Here is a 19,811-nt window from a genome sequence, read left to right on the forward strand (position 1 = left end):
TATTTATTTTAAATTATTAAAAGATCAATCGTACTAGTAAAATATTTACATTATCATGAAAGAAAGAGAGGAACATATGATAGATAATAAAAGGGTTGAAAATCTTCTAAAAATGGGTTTTATTTTTCAAGAAAATGATAATCAAAAACTTATTTATAAAGCAAAATATAATGATTATTTAATCAATACATTTACAGTTGACTTTTCAAAGAAATCTTATGGTGAAATATATTGGGGAGAAATTGAAAAGAATGTTAAGAATAGAAGGAGTTCAAATTTATCAAAACCTGAATTTTTAGCTCAACTTTATTGGGTTATAAAAATAATTGAATCTGGCTATTCCCCTAATAAAGTTATTATCGAACAAGAAGTACAATTAGGTAGAAAATCAGGATATATAGACTTAATAATATTAGATGAACAGAATATTCCATTTTTAATTTTAGATATAAAATCGTATGGAAAAGAATATGAAAATGAATTACGTAAATTGAAGAAAGCTAAAGGACAGGTTATAAGTTATTACCGTTATGATCATCGCGTGAAATACATTGGTGTTGCAACTGCTGGAATTATAAATAATTTTGTAAATGATGAGACATATATTGTTTCATCAGAAAATTGGAATGGATTAGGAAGTACCGATAACTTAAGTGATACTTTAGACACAAATGAAATACTTGAAAATTCTTTTAGAATATCACCTAATGTTTCTCCTTATGAGGCTGAATCAATTGATTTATATCCAGGTGATTTAATTGAATTAACTGAACAATCTTCTTCAAAAATGTTTCACAAGTTTTTAACTATTTTAAGAAAACACGGAATTTCAGATAAAACAAATGCTTTCAATAGAGTTTTAAATTTATTTATAGCAAAAATAGTTGATGAATTTGATACCCTAAATAATCAAAAATTAAAATTTCAAATATTAAATAATGAAACTGATGAGCACTTTATAGCAAAACTAGAAAATTTATACTCAAAAGGTATGAGAGATTTTATAGAAATCAATATTGATAGCGATAAAGAACAATCAAGAATAAATCAAATTATTTCAGAAAATATAACAAATGATTATATTAAAAATGAGTTATTAAAAATAATTGGGCATACTAAAAGTAAAACAAGTTCTAATTTTCATTTCAAAGATGTTTATGATGATGTAACATTTGGAGAAAATATAAGTTTAGTAAAAGAATTAGTTAACTTAATAGCTCCTTATAAATTAAAATATCCAAAAAAACAGCAGTTTTTAGGAGACTTTTTTGAAATGATACTTTCAAATGGTTTTAAACAAGAAGCAGGACAATTTTTCACTCCAGTTCCTATAGCAAGGTTTATGGTTAATTCATTACCTCTAGAAAATATGATTAAAGAAAAATTAGAGAATGCTAGTCCTAATAATTTGTTGCCAAAAATAATTGATTTTGCTTCAGGGAGTGGACACTTTTTAACAGAATACATGGATGAAATTCAAAAAATAATTAATGAATTGGATATATCTAATATTTCACAAAGTTCAAAAAATAAAATAAACAGTTTTAAAGCTTCTCCTTTTGATTGGGCTAATAATTATGTTTATGGTGTGGATATAGATTATAGATTGGTTAAAACATCGAAAGTTAGTACATTTTTAAACGGAGACGGTAATGCTAATATTTATAGAGCCAATGGTTTAGATAGCTTTACTTCTGAAGATTTCAAAGGAGATTTACATCTAAATATACATAGTACAAAAAATGAAATTTTCGACGTTTTACTTGCGAACCCCCCTTATCACATAGACGAATTTAGACAATTATTACCTAATATGGATGATGATTTTTTACTAGCTAAATATGTTACCGATAATAGTTCGGAAATTGAAGCCTTATTTATTGAAAGAGCTTCTCAACTTTTAAAAACAGGCGGAGTAATGGGGATTATATTACCTTCTTCTATATTAAATACAGGAAATAAAATTTATACAGAAGCTAGAAAATTACTTTTAAGAAATTTTAAAGTGATTGCAATTGTTAAAAATCCTAATACTACTTTTATGGCTACTGGTACCGAGACTGTGATTATATTTGCAGAAAAGCGAAGTGTAGCACAATCTTCAAACATTGAAAAACAAATTAATGATTCAGTTGAAAATCTAACTAAAAAAACGATCAATGAGGACCCTAACTTTTTAGAAAATTACGCGAATAATTTATATCAAGCAGAATTAAATGAATATATTGATTTTGTAAATGGTTATTATGTTGGGGATAATATTTATTTTGAGGATTATTATGATAAATATCAAAGAAGTAAAAAAGAGTATAAGGATTTTAAAGAGTTTGCTTGGGAAAGTGAAAAAGAAAAAATGATGTATTATGCTTTAACAAATAATGAGGTTATATTAGTACAGTCTCCTAAGAAAAAGGCTGAAGAAGAATTATTATTAGGGTATAAATTTTCTGATAGAAGAGGTCAAGAAGGTATTCAACCTAGAGTGAAAAATTACTTTATAGAAGAACTATCTATGCTTTATGGTAATAATGGCAATTTTATTAATAAAATTATTAAAAATGCATTTTTAAATAAATCAATTATACCTGAATCAAATGTTGAACCATTTTATAGTAAATCTAAACTCAATCAAAATATTCATTTTAATGCAAATGATACTTCTTTTAAAATAAGAATAGCCTATGAAGGGAAAAAACTTATTGGTTATGAAAGTGAAGAAACTATTTCATTATCGAAAATTGCTAATTTAAAGAATGGTACCTCTATATCTGAAAAAGATATTGAGATAGGAGAAATTCCTGTTATTGCAGGGGGCAGAACTCCAGCTTATTATTCAACTGATTTTAATAGAAAAGGTGATATTATAACTGTATCCCAAAGCGGAGCATATGCTGGGTATATTGCATATCATTCAACACCTATATTTGCTTCAGATAGTTTTACTATAGAGGCGAAAAAAGATTCACCTTATACAACTGAACAAATTTATATTTTACTAAAAGAAAAACAAAATGAAATTTATAAATTTGCTTCTGGTTCAATACAAAAGCATGTTTATTCAGAGGATCTTGAGAATTTCAGGCTTCCTATGCCCTCTGATGAAAAAGAATTAAAACATTATATAAATCAAATATCTGATAAAGCAAAAGAAGTTCTTACCATTGAAAATAAAATAGAAGAAATACAAAATTATAAAAGCAATGTAATTAATAGTAATGCTATGGAATTTTTTAAAGAAAAAAATGAAACCTTAAATAAATTTCATAATAAAAATATATTAATGATTAAAGGTGGTAAAAGAATACCAAAAGAACTGGATTATGCTCCATTTAAAACAAATCATTATTATCCTGGTACAGGTGATTTTGAATATGAAAGTATAAATTTAGAAACTTCTAATTATATTGATGAAATGACTTTTAGCAAAATAAAAAACTACCAATTATTGTCAAATGATATTTACATTTCAGCAGCAGGTACTATCGGGAAGGTTGGGAAAATTCCAGAATTAGAAGAAAACCAAACAATCTCTTTAACAGAGAATGCGCATAGAATAAGAGTTATAGATGAGTCTATAATTAATCAAGATTATTTAATGTATATTTTATCTAGTGATATAGTACAAAAAAGATTGATTGAAGAAACTGTGGGAGTTGGTACTCCTAAATTATCAATTGATTCATTAAAAAATGTTAAAGTACCAATTATTGAATTAAGTAAACAAAAAGAATTTGTAGAAAAAATTTATACTATAAATAAGGATATTGAGAATTTATATTTAAAATTAAATAAATTGAAATAAAAATATATATTACTAATTAGAATTAAAGCCTTTAAGCTATCTTTTGCTTAAAGGCTTTATTCTATTAAAGTTACATAAGTTTAATTATATAAGCATTTTCTTTAAAAGTGAGGTTTTGCGTAATTTTAATTTCTCTAATTTATATCTCTTTTTTAATAAAACTTTATCTAAAGAAAAGAGAAATTCACCTATTTTATTTTGCTCATTTTCATCTAGAGGAACAGTTATTTTTTCTTTAGAGAAATCTTTATAGTACAAATGTGGTATAGTACTGCCAATTATATATTTATTAAAATTTATGGTTTTTAAAAAGTAAAATAAAAAATAAATATTTATATTATCAGGTATTATATATCCCATTGTACTTATAACTGATGATTTACCTTCTCTTAAATTTAATCTTCCTACTCCAGAACCATCTTTAATAATAGAAATGTATTGAGTTTCTATATCATATACATTACTTTGCGCAATTTCTTTAGTAGCATCATATATTGGATAACCACTAACCACATTATTTTCAATGGAATTCCTAGCATCTCTCTTTGAACTTAAATAATTAGTTATATTATCAATATTTGTTTTTTTCCAATTAGAGTAAGGCTTGTCTTTATTTTTAAAAACTATATTTTGTGAATATAAGTTTTTGATATAAAAATTCAATTTATATTTTAATAGATGTATCTGTTTTTCTTGTAGGAGAATATGTTTATCTATCTTTTCAAATAAGTCACCTATTTTATCTTGTTCTTGACGAGTAGGAAGAAATATTGAAGTGTTTAAAAAGTTTTTATTATACAATCTTTTAATTGTGCTTCCTTCGATTTTATCCCACTTTACTGTATCGTAAAATTGCTTTAAAAATTTATTGCTAATTTTATTTTGATGATCTAACCAGATTATATTAGAGTCTTGAAAATATGCTTCTTCACCATCAAATTCAATAGTTTTTCCTATACTACCTGATGCGGAAATTAAGACATCTCCTTTGTTAGGATAAGGAAATTTCTGCTTATACTCTTCAAAAATTTCTCTTGAAATGAATGAAGTTGGTTTTTTACCAAATGTACTAATTTTATAAAATGGAATTTCTCCTTGTTCTGATGTTTGATTTTTATAAATACGCTTATTCATTGCGACTTTTCCTATATCACCTAATGTTAAATGTTGCCAACTCTCAGTGAATTCAGGGAATCTGAGTTTTGGAGTATTATGTTGTTCAGTCATTTTTCAACACTCCTAGCTCTTTGAGGTATTCGTTGATTTCTGATTCTACATCGGCGATTTCTTTGTCGATGTCTGCGAGTTGTTGCTGAACTTGGTCTAGATCAATTGGTTCTTCTTCTTCAAATGTGTCGACGTATCTTGGGATATTAAGGTTATAGTCGTTTTCTTTGATTTCATCTAAGGTTGCTATATAACTGTATTTATCAATGGTTTCTCTATTGCGGTAGGTTTCAACGATTTTGTTGACGTCTTCGTCGGTAAGATGGTTTTGGTTTTTACCTTTTTCAAAAGATTGAGAAGCGTCAATAAACACTACGTCGTCATTCGCTTCACGACATTTCTTAAATACTAGAATACTTGTTGGGATACTTGTACCGAAGAATAGGTTAGCAGGTAAGCCGATAACGGCATCTAAATAATTCTTCTCTTCAATTAAGTATTTACGAATGGTACCTTCTGCTGCGCCACGGAATAAAACACCATGTGGTAAGACTACGGCCATAGTGCCATTGTCATCTAAGTGGTAAATCATATGTTGAATAAAGGCAAAGTCGGCTTTAGATTTAGGCGCAAGTTTACCGTAGTTACTGAAACGTTCATCGTCTAAGAATGAAGGGTCAGCACTCCAATTAGCGCTATATGGTGGGTTAGCCACAACGGCATCAAAGCGTTCTTCATGTACTGCAGGGCTTTCAAGCGTGTCGTCATTTTCGATTTGGAAACGTTTGTAGTTTACGTCATGTAATAACATGTTCATTCGAGCTAAGTTGTATGTCGTACTATTGTATTCTTGCCCATAGTATTGACGCACTTTAGCTTCTGCACCAACACGAAGGAGTAGGGAACCAGATCCGCACGTAGGGTCGTAAACGCTTTTTAAGTCTTGCTTTCCTGTTGTAACAATCTTAGCTAAGATTGTAGATACTTGTTGAGGTGTGTAGAATTCACCAGCTTTTTTACCTGCACTTGCCGCGAATTGACCGATTAAGTATTCGTAGGCATCACCAAGCATGTCGATTTCAAGGTCACTATGTACGAATGGTAGTGTTGAAATTTGAACCATTACTTTTGAGATAAGCTGTGTACGTTTAGCGTTTGTATTACCAAGACGGCTTGATGTTAAGTCCATGTCATCGAAGAGGTGGATAAAATCGTCTTCACTTTCATGACCGCGCGTAGAGTTTTCAACATTTTTAACGGCATTGCTTAAATCTTCAATTTGGAATGTTTGTTTTTCTATTTCTTTAATTAGGTTACTGAATAAGTATTGAGGTTCGATAACGAAACCGATACGTGCGATTAATTCTTTCTCAACGATAGGTTTATATGTATCATTGTTCATGGCTTCTTCATATGAGATACCGTCTTCTTTAAGTAGGTCTGAAGCGATTTCTTCATTCTTCTCACTTAAGTAACGATAGAAGATTAAGCCTAAGATATAGTTTTTGAATTCATTTGCGTCCATGTTCCCACGTAAGTCATTGGCGATGGACCATAATTTTCTTTGTAGATCAGCTTGTTGTTGACGTTGTTTTTCTGTCGTTGACACTGATGTTTCCCCCTTAATAAATGTAATTATATTGTTTGATATTTAAGTTTTTATATTTTATATCTTATTTTAAATCACAAACTAAAATAAGTTAAGCGGGAAACCGCCTAACTTATCAGTTAGCTGCACCATACTTTTCTGTTGTTTCTTGAACGAAGGATTTAACGTTTTCAATCTTCTGGGTACGTACCAGTAAGCCCCCTGTAATACCTTGTTCAACAACGGTGTTATCCAATTGTCCGCTAAATTCATATTCATTAATGACTTCTTTAAGTAGTTCTACTGGATATTCTTTTGAATCTGCGAAGTCTTGAATTTCTTTTTCTTTGACCTTTTCCTCGAAATTAAAGTAAGCATCTTCAACAACAGCATCTTCATCTAGTTGTGAAATAACTTTATCTAAGAATTCTCTAATTAATTCGGCTTTTAGGCGAAGTTTATCATCGTCAGCTTTATCCAATAATTGTTTAATTTGATTACGCACGCGCTCAGTTTGTTTTTTATCTGTTAAGTCAAGGTTATTAAGTAGGTCTAGGATGTATTGAACATTAATTAAATCATTTCTAAGGACTTCGATTTTAAAGTCGATATCTTCTAAAACAGATGTCTTTTCAGTATTATTGGTTGCTTTGACTTGATCATAAATATTGAGATATTTACTCTTATAATCTTCGTACGTTTGTTCATCAATACCTACCACATCTGTTGTGAAATAGAATTCGTCGAATGTTTTAAGTCGTTGCATAATACTCGCTAGGGCACGATAAATCATTACAAATTGATACTTGTCTTCTTCACGCTCAAGATCATCTACACTGTCTGGTGTAGGGGCAAGTTTGAATAGTTCTTCTAACTCTGACTTGAATTGAGCCAAGATGACATCAAATGATGGACTCAATACGGTATCAGTATCATTTGTTTGTGAAAAGAGTTCAATGGCTCTATCTGTATTGTCTTTCAAATTTCGATAACAAACGATATTACCGTAAGGCTTCGTTTCTTTCTCAACACGATTTGTACGTGAGTAGGCCTGGATTAAACCATGATATTTCAAGTTACGATCGACATATAGCGTGTTTAGCTTCTTGCTATCGAAACCAGTTAAGAACATATCGACGACAATAAGGATATCAAGACGTTCGGCTGGGTTACCTTGTTTCACACGTTTAGAAATGTCATTGAAGAACCCATCGAATGAATCGAGTGAATAATTCTTGTCGAAGGTCGCGTTATAGTCTTTCATTATTTCGGCAAGTTCATCTTTTGTATGCTTATTATCCGTCTGTTGTTTACTATCTTCATTCGCTCCGTAAGTGAAAATGGTAGAAACATTTAAATCATGTTTCCCTTCTTCTTTGAGTTGTTTGAAGATTTTGTAGTATTTAATTGCCATAGGTATACTTTGTACAGTGAAGATGGAAGTATACATTTGATTACGCGTCTTCTTATAATGGTTATCAAGCATATGTTGTGCTACTAATTTAAGACGGTCGTCAGCCATCCATAGTTCATTTTCATCGATATTAGCGACATATGTGTCGTCCATCTCGTGTAATTCCTTCGCAAATGTACTGATATATTCCACTGAGAAACCAAGTACGTTGCCGTCACGAATCGCATCTTTGATGAGGTAGGTGTGTAAACACTTTTCAAAAATATCTGCAGTCGCACGACCATCTTGACTTGAATTCTCTTCAAAGCGAGGCGTACCAGTGAAACCGAAATATTGAGCGTTAAGGAAATGTTGTCTAATAAGACGATGCATTTCGCCAAATTGCGTACGATGACATTCGTCTATGATGAAGACGACTTTATCCTCTTTATATTTATCCATTACTTTAGCACCAGTCTTAACCGCATTGGACATCTTCTGAATCGTAGTAACAATAAGTTTCTGATAAGGATCATCAAGCTGCTTTAAAAGTTTATGTGTATTAACTGTTAAATCAACTGAATCCATTTGGAATTTATTGAATTCTGCGAGTGTTTGACTGTCTAAGTCTTTACGGTCTACAAGAAAGATGACCTTCTTAATGCCAGGGTCTCTAGATAGAATTTGACTCGTTTTAAATGATGTCAGTGTTTTACCACTACCAGTTGTATGCCAAATGTAGCCATTATTATTCGTTTCGGTTGCACGATTAATGAGTGCTTCCACTGCGTATACTTGATAGGGACGAAGCGCCATTAAAAGTTTATCAGTTTCGTTTGTAATCATATAGCGGCTAATCATTTTGGCCACGCGACAACGGTCGAGGAAGTCTTGGATAAATTCTTTTAAATTGTTAATTCGACGATTGTCTTTATCGCTCCAATAGAACATAAAGCTTTTGAATATTTCTTTGTCACTATTTGCGTAATAACGTGTTTCCTTCTTATTACTTACAACGAAAAGCTGAATAAAACGGAACAATCCTCTGTAATTGTGTTTACGGTAACGTTCAATTTGATTAAACGCTTGTGTAATCGCAATACCGCTACGTTTAAGTTCAATTTGAACAAGTGGTAGACCATTAATGAGAATCGTCACGTCATAGCGACCTTTATATTTATCATCTACTGATACTTGATTCGTAACTTGGAATTTATTTTGACACCAATGTTCCGTATCTAAGAAATATAAGTACACCTTTGATTCGTCATCTCTTTCAAGCGTGTAACTATCGCGCAGTTGCATCGCACTTTCAAAGACACTCTTGTCACTAATGTCAGTCATCAAACGTGCAAATTCCGTAAGAGAGTGGTTTATTATTAAGTTTGTCCATATTTCGTTCATTTAAAATTTGACGGAAATTATTAACCAATTGGTCATGATTTCTTAAGATTACTCTTTCATAACCCTGAGATTCTAGTTGCTTAATAACTTCATTCTCTAACGCCAATTCACCTTGATAACTCATAACATCACCCAGAAAATAGTATTTGGTTTAAATATAGCATAAGAAATTAATCAATAAGAAGTAAAATTTAGGTTTTATAAAACGAAATATGAAATATGTTAAATAAAATGGTACTATTTAATTAATAAAAAATTAAATGGGGAAAAATATGGAAGAATATAAAAAATTTTTAGATGAAATAAATGGTAAAAATATTAACTTTTTAATTGGTTCAGGAGCTTCAACGGGTATTATTCCGAATTTATGGTTAAAAGGAATTGAAAAAAGTTTCGAAGATTTGTTAGTAGATGAAGACTTAGAAAAATATAGAAATGAACTTTATTTTATTTGGTTTAATTATTGGGTGGCTAAAACTAGAATTTTAAATAAACCTACTATTCCAAGAGAAGAAGATGTTTACAAAAACTACATAGATTTTGTAAATAATCTAATTATATTACTCAACAATGAAGGTTTTGATAGACCTAAAAAAGTTAATATATTTACTACGAATTATGACACTTTATTTGAACTAGCTTTTGACCATCATAGCAAAAGGGGCGCTATAACTTTTTTTAATGATGGGAGTAGGGGTTTTTTACAAAAATACATATCTTCAGAAAATTTTTATATTAATGCCTCTCACACTGGTGTCAGTGAAAGTTTCAGTAGAAACATACCCATAATAAACTTATTAAAAATACATGGTTCTGTAACTTGGAGAAAAGATGATGAAAGTGACAATATTGAGGTTTCATTAAACAATAATAACTTTAATAAATTAAAGGTGGAAGCAGATAAATATATAGAAAATGCTCAAGTAGTTAATATAATAGAAAACTTGGACAAGGATAGTTATAATTTCGTAGATTTAAAGAATGATTTAGAAAATATATTTAATGATGACAGTATTGAATTAACTGAATTCCAAAATTCATATGAAAAACTAAATATTGTTTCACCAACTAAAGAAAAGTTTAAAGAAACTGTTTTTCAACAACATTATTATCAAATGTTAAGAATTTTAAGTTTTGAACTTGAAAGAAAAGATTCAGTATTAGTAGTTTTTGGTTTTTCATTCGCAGATGAACATATTCGTGAAATTGTTAAAAGATCTATTACTAACCCTTATTTGAAAGTTTATATTATCTGCTATAGCCAAAAAGGGGAAAAAGATATAAAAGAATATTTAAAAGGTTTAAATAATATAACTTATTGGCCTAATTTTAATGATAATTCAAGATTGAAAGGTGATTTTAAATTTCTTAATAACTTAATGAAAGGTTGGAAATAATGAAAAATTATAATGATAATTTAGTAGTTGGAGTTGTTAAAGAAATTAGAGGAACTTCAGTGATTATTAGAATTACTAATACTACAACACAATTATTTCACTTTTATAAAGGAGAAAAGTATTCAGGCGTAATGATTGGTACTTTTATAGGCATACAACCAGGTAGGTATACTATAGTTGGAAAAGTAGAAAAAGAATATGCTTATGATCGATTTCAAGATATAGAAAATCAAGAATTTTCTAGAGAACGATTCATCAGAGAAGTTGAAGTAAAGATAGTAGGAAGTTTTTTGGGTGAAAAATTTTTTCAAGGTATGGTTGCATTTCCACAGATATTTAATAATGCAATTCTCCTTCCTGAAAATTTACATGAAAAAATATATGAAGAAGAAAAAAGAGAAGAACTATCACTTTTACCTTTTGGAAATACATGGCCAGATAACTATCAATTTAGATTGCAATGGGACGCTCTGTTTAATACTCATATAGCTATATTTGGTAATACAGGTAGCGGTAAGTCTAATACATTAACTAAAATGTATCATGAATTATTTAATTTGAATAAAAGTGAAAAAGTAAATATTAGCAAATCCAAATTTATATTGATTGATTTTAATGGAGAATACATTGGCAGAAAAGTAATAAGTACTGATAAACAAGTTTTTAATTTAGGTAATTTAAAAAATGATGGCGACTTTAATAAAATTTATATTCCAAAAAAATATTTTTGGGATGTTGAGATGCTATCCATAATTTTTGGCGCTACCGAACAAACTCAAAAACCTTTCTTAAAAAGGGTTGTAAATTTCTATATAAAAAACAACGAATTTTCGTTATTAGAAACTATTAATTATCATTTGAAAGAAGCTTTTCGCAATGTTTACATGTCGCCAAGTAGAGAAGGATTGAATTTATTAAAATATGTAATTCAATTGTTAGATTTACAAAATGATGATATATCAGAATGGATAGATTTAACTATTTATAATTCTACTAGTAAAGGTTTTTATAGTAATCACTTTATATTTGAGTGGGATCAAGGGAAATTCTGGAACCCTTCTGAAAAAGAAATGCAAAACGAGATCGATAAAATTAATGTACAAAATGATAAACTTTCAGATATAGGTCCTATTAAGTTTTTACAAATTGTTTCATGTTTTCAAATGATATTTGAAATAAAATATAATCAAATTCAATATGATCACATAGCACCACTACTACAGAGAATTCAATCTCGAAAGGAAGATATAGAGAGCATTATAGTACTCTCAGAGGAAGAAATTATTTTTAATAATAAAAGTTTGAATATTATTTCTCTTAAGAATGTCAACCAAGATCTAAAAATGTTAATACCTTTAATGATTACTAAAATAACATATGATTACAATAAAGAATATAATTTAAAAAAAGATCATATAGTTAATTTAATAATAGATGAAGCACATAATATTTTATCTAATAAATCTAATCGTGAATCAGAAAAATGGAAAGATTATAGATTAGAAGTTTTTGAGGAAATTGTAAAAGAAGGAAGAAAATTTAATTTTTATCTTACAATTTCTAGTCAAAGACCAGCTGACATTTCTCCTACAATAATTTCTCAAGTGCATAATTATTTCATTCATCGATTAGTAAATGAAAATGATTTAAAAATGTTAGATAATACAATGTCAACTTTAGACTTAATTTCAAAAGAAAGTATTCCAAATTTAGCTCCAGGACAACTAGTATGTACAGGAACATCTTTTAAATTACCATTAATAGTTCAAGTAGATGAACTTCCTAACGAGGTAGCTCCTAAAAGTAAAAGTGCTTTGTTATCAAAAATATGGATAAATTAAAATAGCAATAATTTATTTACTTTTCTTTAATAATCCATAAATATTCCTCTTGTAAGATAGTGGTGTATACACTTTTATCTTACAGGGGGATTTTTTATGGATAAGAAGCAGCTAGGGAATAAGCGAGAGTCGTATTCAATTCGTAAATATTCAATTGGGACAGCATCTATTCTTGTTGGGAGTTTATTATTCTTAGGTGGGGGTCAAGCGTCTGCTGCCGAAAGTAATGAGTCTAACACTTCTGAAAAGGTTTCAATGGAACAAACGCAATCAACTGAAGAACAACCGAGTCATGAAGCCTCAACACAACGTGTGGAACAACCACAAAACAAGACGATAGCAACACAAGAAATTCAAACTAAGGAAGAAGCATCTACTGAACAAGTACCGTCTCAAGAAGCGGATACAGAGGAAGATAAAGCGATACATAATAATAATCAAAATAGTAATCAAACAGAACAAATAACTAAAGAAACGACACAACAAAGTAAACCATCTAATGATGTAACAACATCTCAAACACCAACTACACAAGAACAACCTAAAACAGAACAATCACAAACCCAAGAACAACCGCAACGCGAAACTAAAAAAGCATCATCACAAAACAACACGCAAGAAGCACCTACACAAGAAACGAAAAAATCAACACAACCAACTACTAAAAACAGACAAACAGAAAAACGTAATACGACACAACAATCTAACCAAAATTCACATTCTGATGTATCTCAAAATGCCGTATCGTCAGCTGAAAAAGTACGAAACTTAAATGCAGCACGTATGAACGCACAACCTTTTTCAAAAGAAAGAGAAATGAATAAAGTAACGGCTACAGAAGAGAATGATGTCGCAGTTTCAGATGTATCTCAAACACAACTGACGCATATGTCTCCACAACAAAAGCAAGTGCTCTTTAATGCGTTACAACGTGATGCGAACACGCAAGATCAACAACCGAAAGCAATCCTTTCTACAACGCCTGAATGGACGTCAGCACAACGTACAAAGAATGCGTCTCGCACTGGTCAAAATCAATTGAACATCACACATGCAGGCCGTTACACAAGTGGTGCGTACTTTGGTAAGGGTGGTACAGAAATTGTGAAGTACAATCCGAAGAATGGCTATGCATATTCAGTAAATGGTGATAAAGAAGCGTTAGATATTATTGATGTGAAACACCCTGGAAAGGATGGCACAATTCATTTAGTAAAACGTATTTATTTACAAGATAATGGTATTGAAGCGGGTGATGTGACCAGTGTGACGGTGCATCCAAGTGGAGATTACGTGGCAGTTTCAGCACCTGCAGAGGACAAGACACAACCTGGACATGTGGCATTCTATGGTTCAAATGGTGAATATATCAATAACGTGACGGTCGGTAGTCTACCTGACATGGTCACTTTCTCTAAAGATGGTAAGTATTTATTAGTAGCCAATGAAGGAGAACCAAGTGACGATTATACCGTTAACCCACCAGGTTCTGTGTCAGTGATTGATGTGACGAATGGTCCTGAAAATGTAACTGCCAAGAATGTACGTACAGCAATGTTTACGAAAGAACATCAAGAAGGTATTCGAGCTTTAGGACCAAACGCGGAAGATGCCTATTTGAATATTGAACCAGAATATATTGCGGTAGATAGCCAAAGTAAATATGCCTATGTCACGTTACAAGAAGTGAGTGCCATCGCGAAGATTGATATCGCAAAAGGAGACATTGTCCAAGTGAAAAGGTTACCGTATAAGGACCATTCACTTGCCCAAAATGCGATGGATACGTCTGATGAAGATGGTAAATCAGAGTTGCGACGCGTACCGGTTTTAGGATTATTGCAGCCAGATGGTATCGATACGTATGAATATAATGGTGAAACCTATTTATTGATCGCAAATGAAGGAGACTCTCAAGATTATGAGGGTTATTCTGAGGAAAAGCGTGTGAAGAAATTGAAAGATGATATTCAATTGGATGCACGCTATTACCAAGGTTACACACAAGCAGAACTAGATGATATGGTGAAAAATGGCTTGTTTGATGACGAACAATTGGGCCGTTTGAAAGTTACGACGTCACATGCATTTAAAGATGCGAATGGTAAATACAATGCACTTGTATCATACGGCGGTCGTTCATTCTCTATCATAAGAGCCTCTGATTTGGAAATGATTTATGACAGTGGCAATGATATTGAGCAACGCGTTTTAGATTTATTGACTGAACGATTTAATGCCAATTATGAAGCAGCTGATGACATTAAAGTAGATGACCGAAGTGATGATAAAGGTCCAGAAGCTGAGAATGTGGTTGTTGGTAAAGTAGGTAGCCATTCATATGCCTTTGTTGGCTTAGAACGTGTGGGTGGCATTATGATTTATGATATTACAAACCCTAATGAACCGTATTTTGTGAAATATTTATTCGACCCAGATAATAAAGATATTTCACCAGAAGGAATCACTTTTGAAAGTGCTGAAGAAAGTCCAAATGGTAAACCAATGTTGATTGCGTCATTCGAGTTATCTGGTACAACATCCGCTTGGGAATTAGAAGATTTAACAGGTGACCAAGAAAGTGATGATGGAGAAGATAATGATAACCCGGGAAATACTAACGGGGCGTCTAAAGATGATTCAGATAACCCCATCTCTGACAATGAAGAACCAAATACAAACCATGGCGTAGATAATGGTGAACAATCTGATAATGGAAACGATACTTCAAGTAATGAAGAAGACAATCATGCTTCTGATGATAATAATGGAAATGATGAGGGTTTAGAACCACCTTATGAAGTGGACGGTGACATTTTTAAAAATGATAGCGACAAGGTTATCTCAGGCCAAGAAGATAACAATGATAACAATGCACAGTCACATAAAGAAGTAGAGAATAAAGGTACCTCTCATAATATGAATCATAGTGTCCATAACAATCATCAAGAAGAAAGTCGTGATCAACAAACAACAAAATCTAACAATCATAACTTGAGTGTGATAAGTACTCAATCTTCAAGTCATCATGAAGTGATAAATCATCATGCAAGTGAAGTATCTGATAAGGTAAACCATTTAAATACTTCGAGTGACAACGTAACAAAAGCATTACCAAAATCAGGTCAGCAAGAATCAAATACAACCATATGGTCAGTATTACTTGGTGGTCTAGGCCTTACATTAATTAGAAAACGCAAAACATCAAAATCTAAGAAATAATGATTTAGAGAGTGGCTCGTTAGATGTTAAATAACATTTGGCGAGCTATTTTTGTTTAAGACGTCAATTTAACATCAAATCATTGAGTTAACATGATATGCTAAGTTTTGGAAACAAAATGTTAGCGGAATTCAAGGGAATGCGCCATTTTGTATGCGGAAAGTGACATGTGAACTTGCTAAGTTAGAAGAGAGGTGACCATAACTATGAAACTTGCTGAACAGATTAAGCAACATCGTAAAGAGAATAATCTTACTCAGGATCAATTAGCTACTGAATTACATACCACGCGACAAACCGTTTCCAAATGGGAACAGGGTACGATTGAACCGAATGCACAAATGATTGTGCAATTAGCGCAACGTTTTGATATTACAACGGACGAATTATTAACAGGCAAACCGTCTTATTCATCTAGAAGAGAAGAAACACAATCATATCCTGAACATTTGAATTTTTGGGATTTCTTATCTCAAAAATGGTGGTTCGTATTAATAATAGTTGTTATCGTGTGTGGAACAATAACACAAATCTTCACAAGTTAGTAGTGTGGGTCTCCTAACTCAATTTAGGAGGTACATGATGAGCTTAATAATTAAGTATTTAAAGATGATTGGTGTCATTATTTTAACATTTATACTAACAGTCATTGCGCAAAATATTGCGATATTATGGCATTTATTAGATCTGAAATCTTTTGAAACAATCTTACATGGTATTACTTATGTGGTACTTACCTTTTTATTCGTCAAACTTTTAATCAATAAAGGATTTAAAGCGAAATTAAGTGACTATCGGATTAACTCACACAAATTTAAACTCAGTTATCTATTAATTGGCTTTCTCATTCCGATTATAAATATCATCATTTATTGCGTCTTTATTCCTGGACACTTTGAAATAACGAAAGTTGATACTGTAACAAAATATCTCGACATGTTATTTGAAATTGTCGTTTTAGGTGGTATGTGTGCGCCAATAGCTGAAGAATTAACAGTGCGAGGCTTATTAATGGGCTACATTGAAAAGAAAACAAATATGACCTTCGCCATCATTGTGACATCAGTACTATTCGCTTTAGTCCATTTGTTTAACGGCAGTATGTCTGGGGTCAGTCTAATATTACTAGTCATAAGTGGCACGATCGCTGGTATATTATATGGTCTAACAACGTATAAATTTAATTCTATTTGGCCAAGTATCTTTATGCATATGTGTTGGAATTTATCAGACCTTATTCATATTACAACGCATAATGATGAATACGGCGTAATTCAATATATTATTAAAGTGAATAACGTACTCCTAACAGGTGGCGCATACGGTAATACCTCTTCACTCGTAGCAATTGTATTATTTTTAATAGCAATTATTTTAATAGCAATGAAAAAGCATATATAAACTAAATCAATATAATTTAAGAGCAAAGCGATAATGTAACTTTGCTCTTCATACCTTAAAAGATTTAATTATATTTATTTTTCAAACGTTTAAGTGCTAATTTGAAAATGATTTTTTGGAAGAAATTAGGTTTAATTTGAGCTGCTTTATGCAGACAGTTGTTAAATTCAACCATAAGATGCCATTGGTGTCCTGTCACAAGCTCTTCAGGTACAGCTTCTGGCAAATAAACACCTAGTTTGACGACCAATCCTTTTTTCTTATTTTTAAATTGGTGCATACCGATAATTTTAGTGTCAGAATCATCAGACGCTAAATGAGTATAACCCGTCATGGCAAAATCAGTATCTTTATCTACTGGAACAGGAGTATACTTATCATCTTTTGCAGGTTGCATTAAGTTAAGATGCACAGGATATTTATATTGACCAAAACGTTCAACAATAACTTGTCCGCCATTATCAGTTGCTTCGAAGTAGTAATGTTCAGGATGTATTGTTGAAGGTAAGAAAAGATTATTTTGTTTTGCAATAGATTGGTTAAGAAGCATAAACTGTTCTAAACTAATACCTTCTGTTTCAACTTCAACTACACCAGGCTTTAAGTTTTCTCGAGAACGAGAATACTTAGCGAAATCATGCCACATAGCATCACCTAGTGCTAATTCTTCACGGTAAAGCTCTAGTGTTTTCTCTCTTCCTAAATTTTCACGTGTTTCAGCTAGGCTTTGGGTTAAATCTTGTAGAGACATAGTAGAAACTTGATCTTTTGTAATTTCTTTGCCTTTAAAAGTTGGTACAATACCTTTTGAAAATAACTCATCAAAGACTAATTGATAGCGATTAAGTTCCATATGACGAATCTCTTCCTGAGAAACTTCTTTACCATTAACTTTAAACGTAATTTTGTAATTCATCATGTTTGCTCCTCCTTATATTTTTTATGTTAGGTTTAGTATAATAAGCTATGAATAATGAATCACCCCGCAAAATTTCAAAACTGTAGGATAGTATGAAGAGAGAGGATAACTATTGGAAAAACATAGAAATCAAGCTCAAGCCAAGATTGATAAAGTTTTTTTAGAATTACTTGAAGATCAAGGGTTTTATCATATTAAAGTTTCTGAAATTGTTAGAAAAAGCCAAATCAATCGTTCAACTTTTTACGACTATTATCTTGATAAATATGATTTATTAGAGCAATTACAAGATAGATTGTTAGATGACATTAAAGAGCATAGCTTAAAAGTAAGAGGTATCGTTTTTCAACGAGGTTTTCAAGAAGAAACAATGAAAAATTATCTTCTTGAAATTTTAAATTATATTGAAAAGAAGCGTCGAAAATTTAGTTTGTTTTTAGCGCCAGAATTACGCTCCGGATTCCAACAAAAGTTTAAAGAAACATTTGAGCAAATTTGGTACCAAAACCAAATAATTCAAATTGATGAAAATTCCAAAAATTATTTATCATCCGGTACGAGTGCATTATTAGTAGAATTATTAACAATATGGGTTACCAAAGCTAATCCAGAACCAAAAGAAAATTTTGCAAAAACTTTAATGAAATTTCTAAGTGCGATGTTTATTACTTTTAAAGAGGATATAGTTGTGCCAAATCATAGACATCAATCACACAAATTCTAATTTATTTAAAGCGCAAAGCAGTTATTAAGCTTTGTGCTTTATTATGTTAGCCTTAAATTGCACGTATCATAATTTAACTTGAAGGAGATAACGATTTATGAAGCTAAGGCAGTTTAGTATCTATAAGATTTTAACTTATATGATTCTTGCAATTATTATATTAGAAGCTGCAGGAGAAATAGGTGGCTTTGTTATGAATCATGGTCTAGCGAAACCTATTGGCCAGCTAATCAGTGGCATAATATTTACTATTGGCACATTGATAACATTAAAGTACATTCATTCAAAGAATCCAGTTATTTTAAAAGAAATTAAATTAAAAGGGTATAGTAATAAGCGAGATTTAACCATAGCATTGGCGTTACCATTTTTAATTACATGTGTCGTACTTGTAATCGGTATTAGTACAGGGTTAATGCAAAATGTGAGCGTAAGTAAAGATATACATATTTGGGGAATGTTTTTATTTAATTGTCTTTTCGCAGTACTATATGAAGCTTTTCCAGAAGAAGTGTTAATACGTGGATTGATATTGAATGAGTTACAAAAAAAATTCAAATTTATGCCATCACTATTTATCCAACCATTATTATTTGCGATCATTGGCGGTTCAGTACATATTATTACAAATTTCATACATTTAGGTAATCCAGAATTATTGTCAGTTGTAGGTTTAATGATTCAGTTTTATATATTTGGTATCACGTTACAACTATATAGAGAATTTGCAGGTTCCTTATGGGCAAATATGTTGTTTCATTTAGTTTGTTTAGAAACGAGTAGATTTATCTTTATGAGTTCAAGCCAATCTATCATTAAATTCCATGAAACACAACAAGGCGTTTTTGGCACATTAGGATTACTGCTTGGATTATACATAGGAAGTGCGATTATTTTAGCTATTCTACTTTGGCTACGAAAAAGAAAGTACCAAAAACTAAATCAACAATAAG

Annotated in this window: 11 protein-coding genes and 1 pseudogene; 8 read left to right on the plus strand and 4 right to left on the minus strand. The window is 31.0% G+C overall.

Features of this window, described 5'->3' with window-relative positions; genetic code table 11:
* Positions 1-55 precede the first annotated feature (55 nt).
* Complete coding sequence (locus HYI43_00950; GenBank protein ID UDI77188.1) at positions 56-3,802, plus strand: restriction endonuclease subunit S; 3,747 nt, start codon at positions 56-58, stop codon at positions 3,800-3,802.
* An 84-nt stretch (positions 3,803-3,886) separates the two neighbouring features.
* Here the strand turns inward: HYI43_00950 and HYI43_00955 are convergent, their stop codons facing one another.
* The 3 genes and pseudogenes from HYI43_00955 to HYI43_00965 all read right to left on the minus strand — a co-directional run bounded on the left by HYI43_00955 (position 3,887) and on the right by HYI43_00965 (position 9,478).
* Positions 3,887-5,029 carry a restriction endonuclease subunit S gene (locus HYI43_00955; GenBank protein ID UDI77189.1) on the minus strand — a complete coding sequence of 381 codons (1,143 nt, stop codon included), beginning with the start codon at positions 5,027-5,029 and terminating at the stop codon, positions 3,887-3,889.
* Positions 5,022-6,578, minus strand: a complete 1,557-nt coding sequence (locus HYI43_00960; protein UDI77190.1) for a type I restriction-modification system subunit M — start codon at positions 6,576-6,578, stop codon at positions 5,022-5,024. Before HYI43_00960 ends, HYI43_00955 begins: the two co-directional genes overlap by 8 nt.
* 115 nt (positions 6,579-6,693) lie before the next feature.
* Positions 6,694-9,478: pseudogene (locus tag HYI43_00965) on the minus strand (type I restriction endonuclease subunit R).
* A 148-nt stretch (positions 9,479-9,626) separates the two neighbouring features.
* On the opposite strand from HYI43_00965, the gene HYI43_00970 reads away from it, so the two are divergent.
* From HYI43_00970 to HYI43_00990, 5 genes are all read left to right on the plus strand, one after another.
* Positions 9,627-10,751, plus strand: a complete 1,125-nt coding sequence (locus HYI43_00970) for an SIR2 family protein (protein UDI77191.1) — start codon at positions 9,627-9,629, stop codon at positions 10,749-10,751.
* The gene (locus tag HYI43_00975) at positions 10,751-12,592 is read left to right on the plus strand and encodes an ATP-binding protein (GenBank protein UDI77192.1); all 1,842 of its coding nucleotides are present in this window, start codon (positions 10,751-10,753) and stop codon (positions 12,590-12,592) included. Before HYI43_00970 ends, HYI43_00975 begins: the two co-directional genes overlap by 1 nt.
* A gap of 96 nt (positions 12,593-12,688) precedes the next feature.
* Complete coding sequence (locus tag HYI43_00980; GenBank protein UDI77193.1) at positions 12,689-15,814, plus strand: choice-of-anchor I family protein; 3,126 nt, start codon at positions 12,689-12,691, stop codon at positions 15,812-15,814.
* 206 nt (positions 15,815-16,020) lie between these two features.
* Positions 16,021-16,359 carry a helix-turn-helix transcriptional regulator gene (locus HYI43_00985; GenBank protein UDI77194.1) on the plus strand — a complete coding sequence of 113 codons (339 nt, stop codon included), beginning with the start codon at positions 16,021-16,023 and terminating at the stop codon, positions 16,357-16,359.
* A gap of 37 nt (positions 16,360-16,396) precedes the next feature.
* Positions 16,397-17,215, plus strand: coding sequence for a CPBP family intramembrane metalloprotease (locus HYI43_00990; GenBank protein ID UDI77195.1), 819 nt, complete (start codon positions 16,397-16,399; stop codon positions 17,213-17,215).
* A gap of 64 nt (positions 17,216-17,279) precedes the next feature.
* On the opposite strand, the gene HYI43_00995 is transcribed toward HYI43_00990, so the two are convergent.
* Entirely contained in the window at positions 17,280-18,134 is an 855-nt protein-coding gene (locus HYI43_00995) for a hypothetical protein (GenBank protein ID UDI77196.1), read from the minus strand.
* Positions 18,135-18,246: 112 nt separating this feature from the next.
* On the opposite strand from HYI43_00995, the gene HYI43_01000 reads away from it, so the two are divergent.
* Both HYI43_01000 and HYI43_01005 read left to right on the plus strand, forming a co-directional pair.
* The gene (locus HYI43_01000; protein ID UDI77197.1) at positions 18,247-18,858 is read left to right on the plus strand and encodes a TetR/AcrR family transcriptional regulator; all 612 of its coding nucleotides are present in this window, start codon (positions 18,247-18,249) and stop codon (positions 18,856-18,858) included.
* Positions 18,859-18,955: 97 nt separating this feature from the next.
* Positions 18,956-19,810: a CPBP family intramembrane metalloprotease gene (locus HYI43_01005; GenBank protein ID UDI77198.1), complete on the plus strand. Its 855-nt coding sequence runs from the start codon at positions 18,956-18,958 to the stop codon at positions 19,808-19,810.
* Position 19,811 lies beyond the last annotated feature (1 nt).

This window comes from Staphylococcus taiwanensis, assembly GCA_020544305.1.
Classification (GTDB): Bacteria; Bacillota; Bacilli; order Staphylococcales; family Staphylococcaceae; genus Staphylococcus; species Staphylococcus taiwanensis.

What these genes read in the sequence shown, in the direction of transcription:
- HYI43_00955 (UDI77189.1), bottom strand. Translation starts at nt 5,029, where the DNA reads ATGACTGAACAACATAATACTCCAAAACTCAGATTCCCTGAATTCACT.
- HYI43_00950 (UDI77188.1), top strand. Translation starts at nt 56, where the DNA reads ATGAAAGAAAGAGAGGAACATATGATAGATAATAAAAGGGTTGAAAAT.
- HYI43_00970 (UDI77191.1), top strand. Translation starts at nt 9,627, where the DNA reads ATGGAAGAATATAAAAAATTTTTAGATGAAATAAATGGTAAAAATATT.
- HYI43_00975 (UDI77192.1), top strand. Translation starts at nt 10,751, where the DNA reads ATGAAAAATTATAATGATAATTTAGTAGTTGGAGTTGTTAAAGAAATT.
- HYI43_00980 (UDI77193.1), top strand. Translation starts at nt 12,689, where the DNA reads ATGGATAAGAAGCAGCTAGGGAATAAGCGAGAGTCGTATTCAATTCGT.
- HYI43_00995 (UDI77196.1), bottom strand. Translation starts at nt 18,134, where the DNA reads ATGATGAATTACAAAATTACGTTTAAAGTTAATGGTAAAGAAGTTTCT.
- HYI43_00985 (UDI77194.1), top strand. Translation starts at nt 16,021, where the DNA reads ATGAAACTTGCTGAACAGATTAAGCAACATCGTAAAGAGAATAATCTT.
- HYI43_01005 (UDI77198.1), top strand. Translation starts at nt 18,956, where the DNA reads ATGAAGCTAAGGCAGTTTAGTATCTATAAGATTTTAACTTATATGATT.
- HYI43_00990 (UDI77195.1), top strand. Translation starts at nt 16,397, where the DNA reads ATGAGCTTAATAATTAAGTATTTAAAGATGATTGGTGTCATTATTTTA.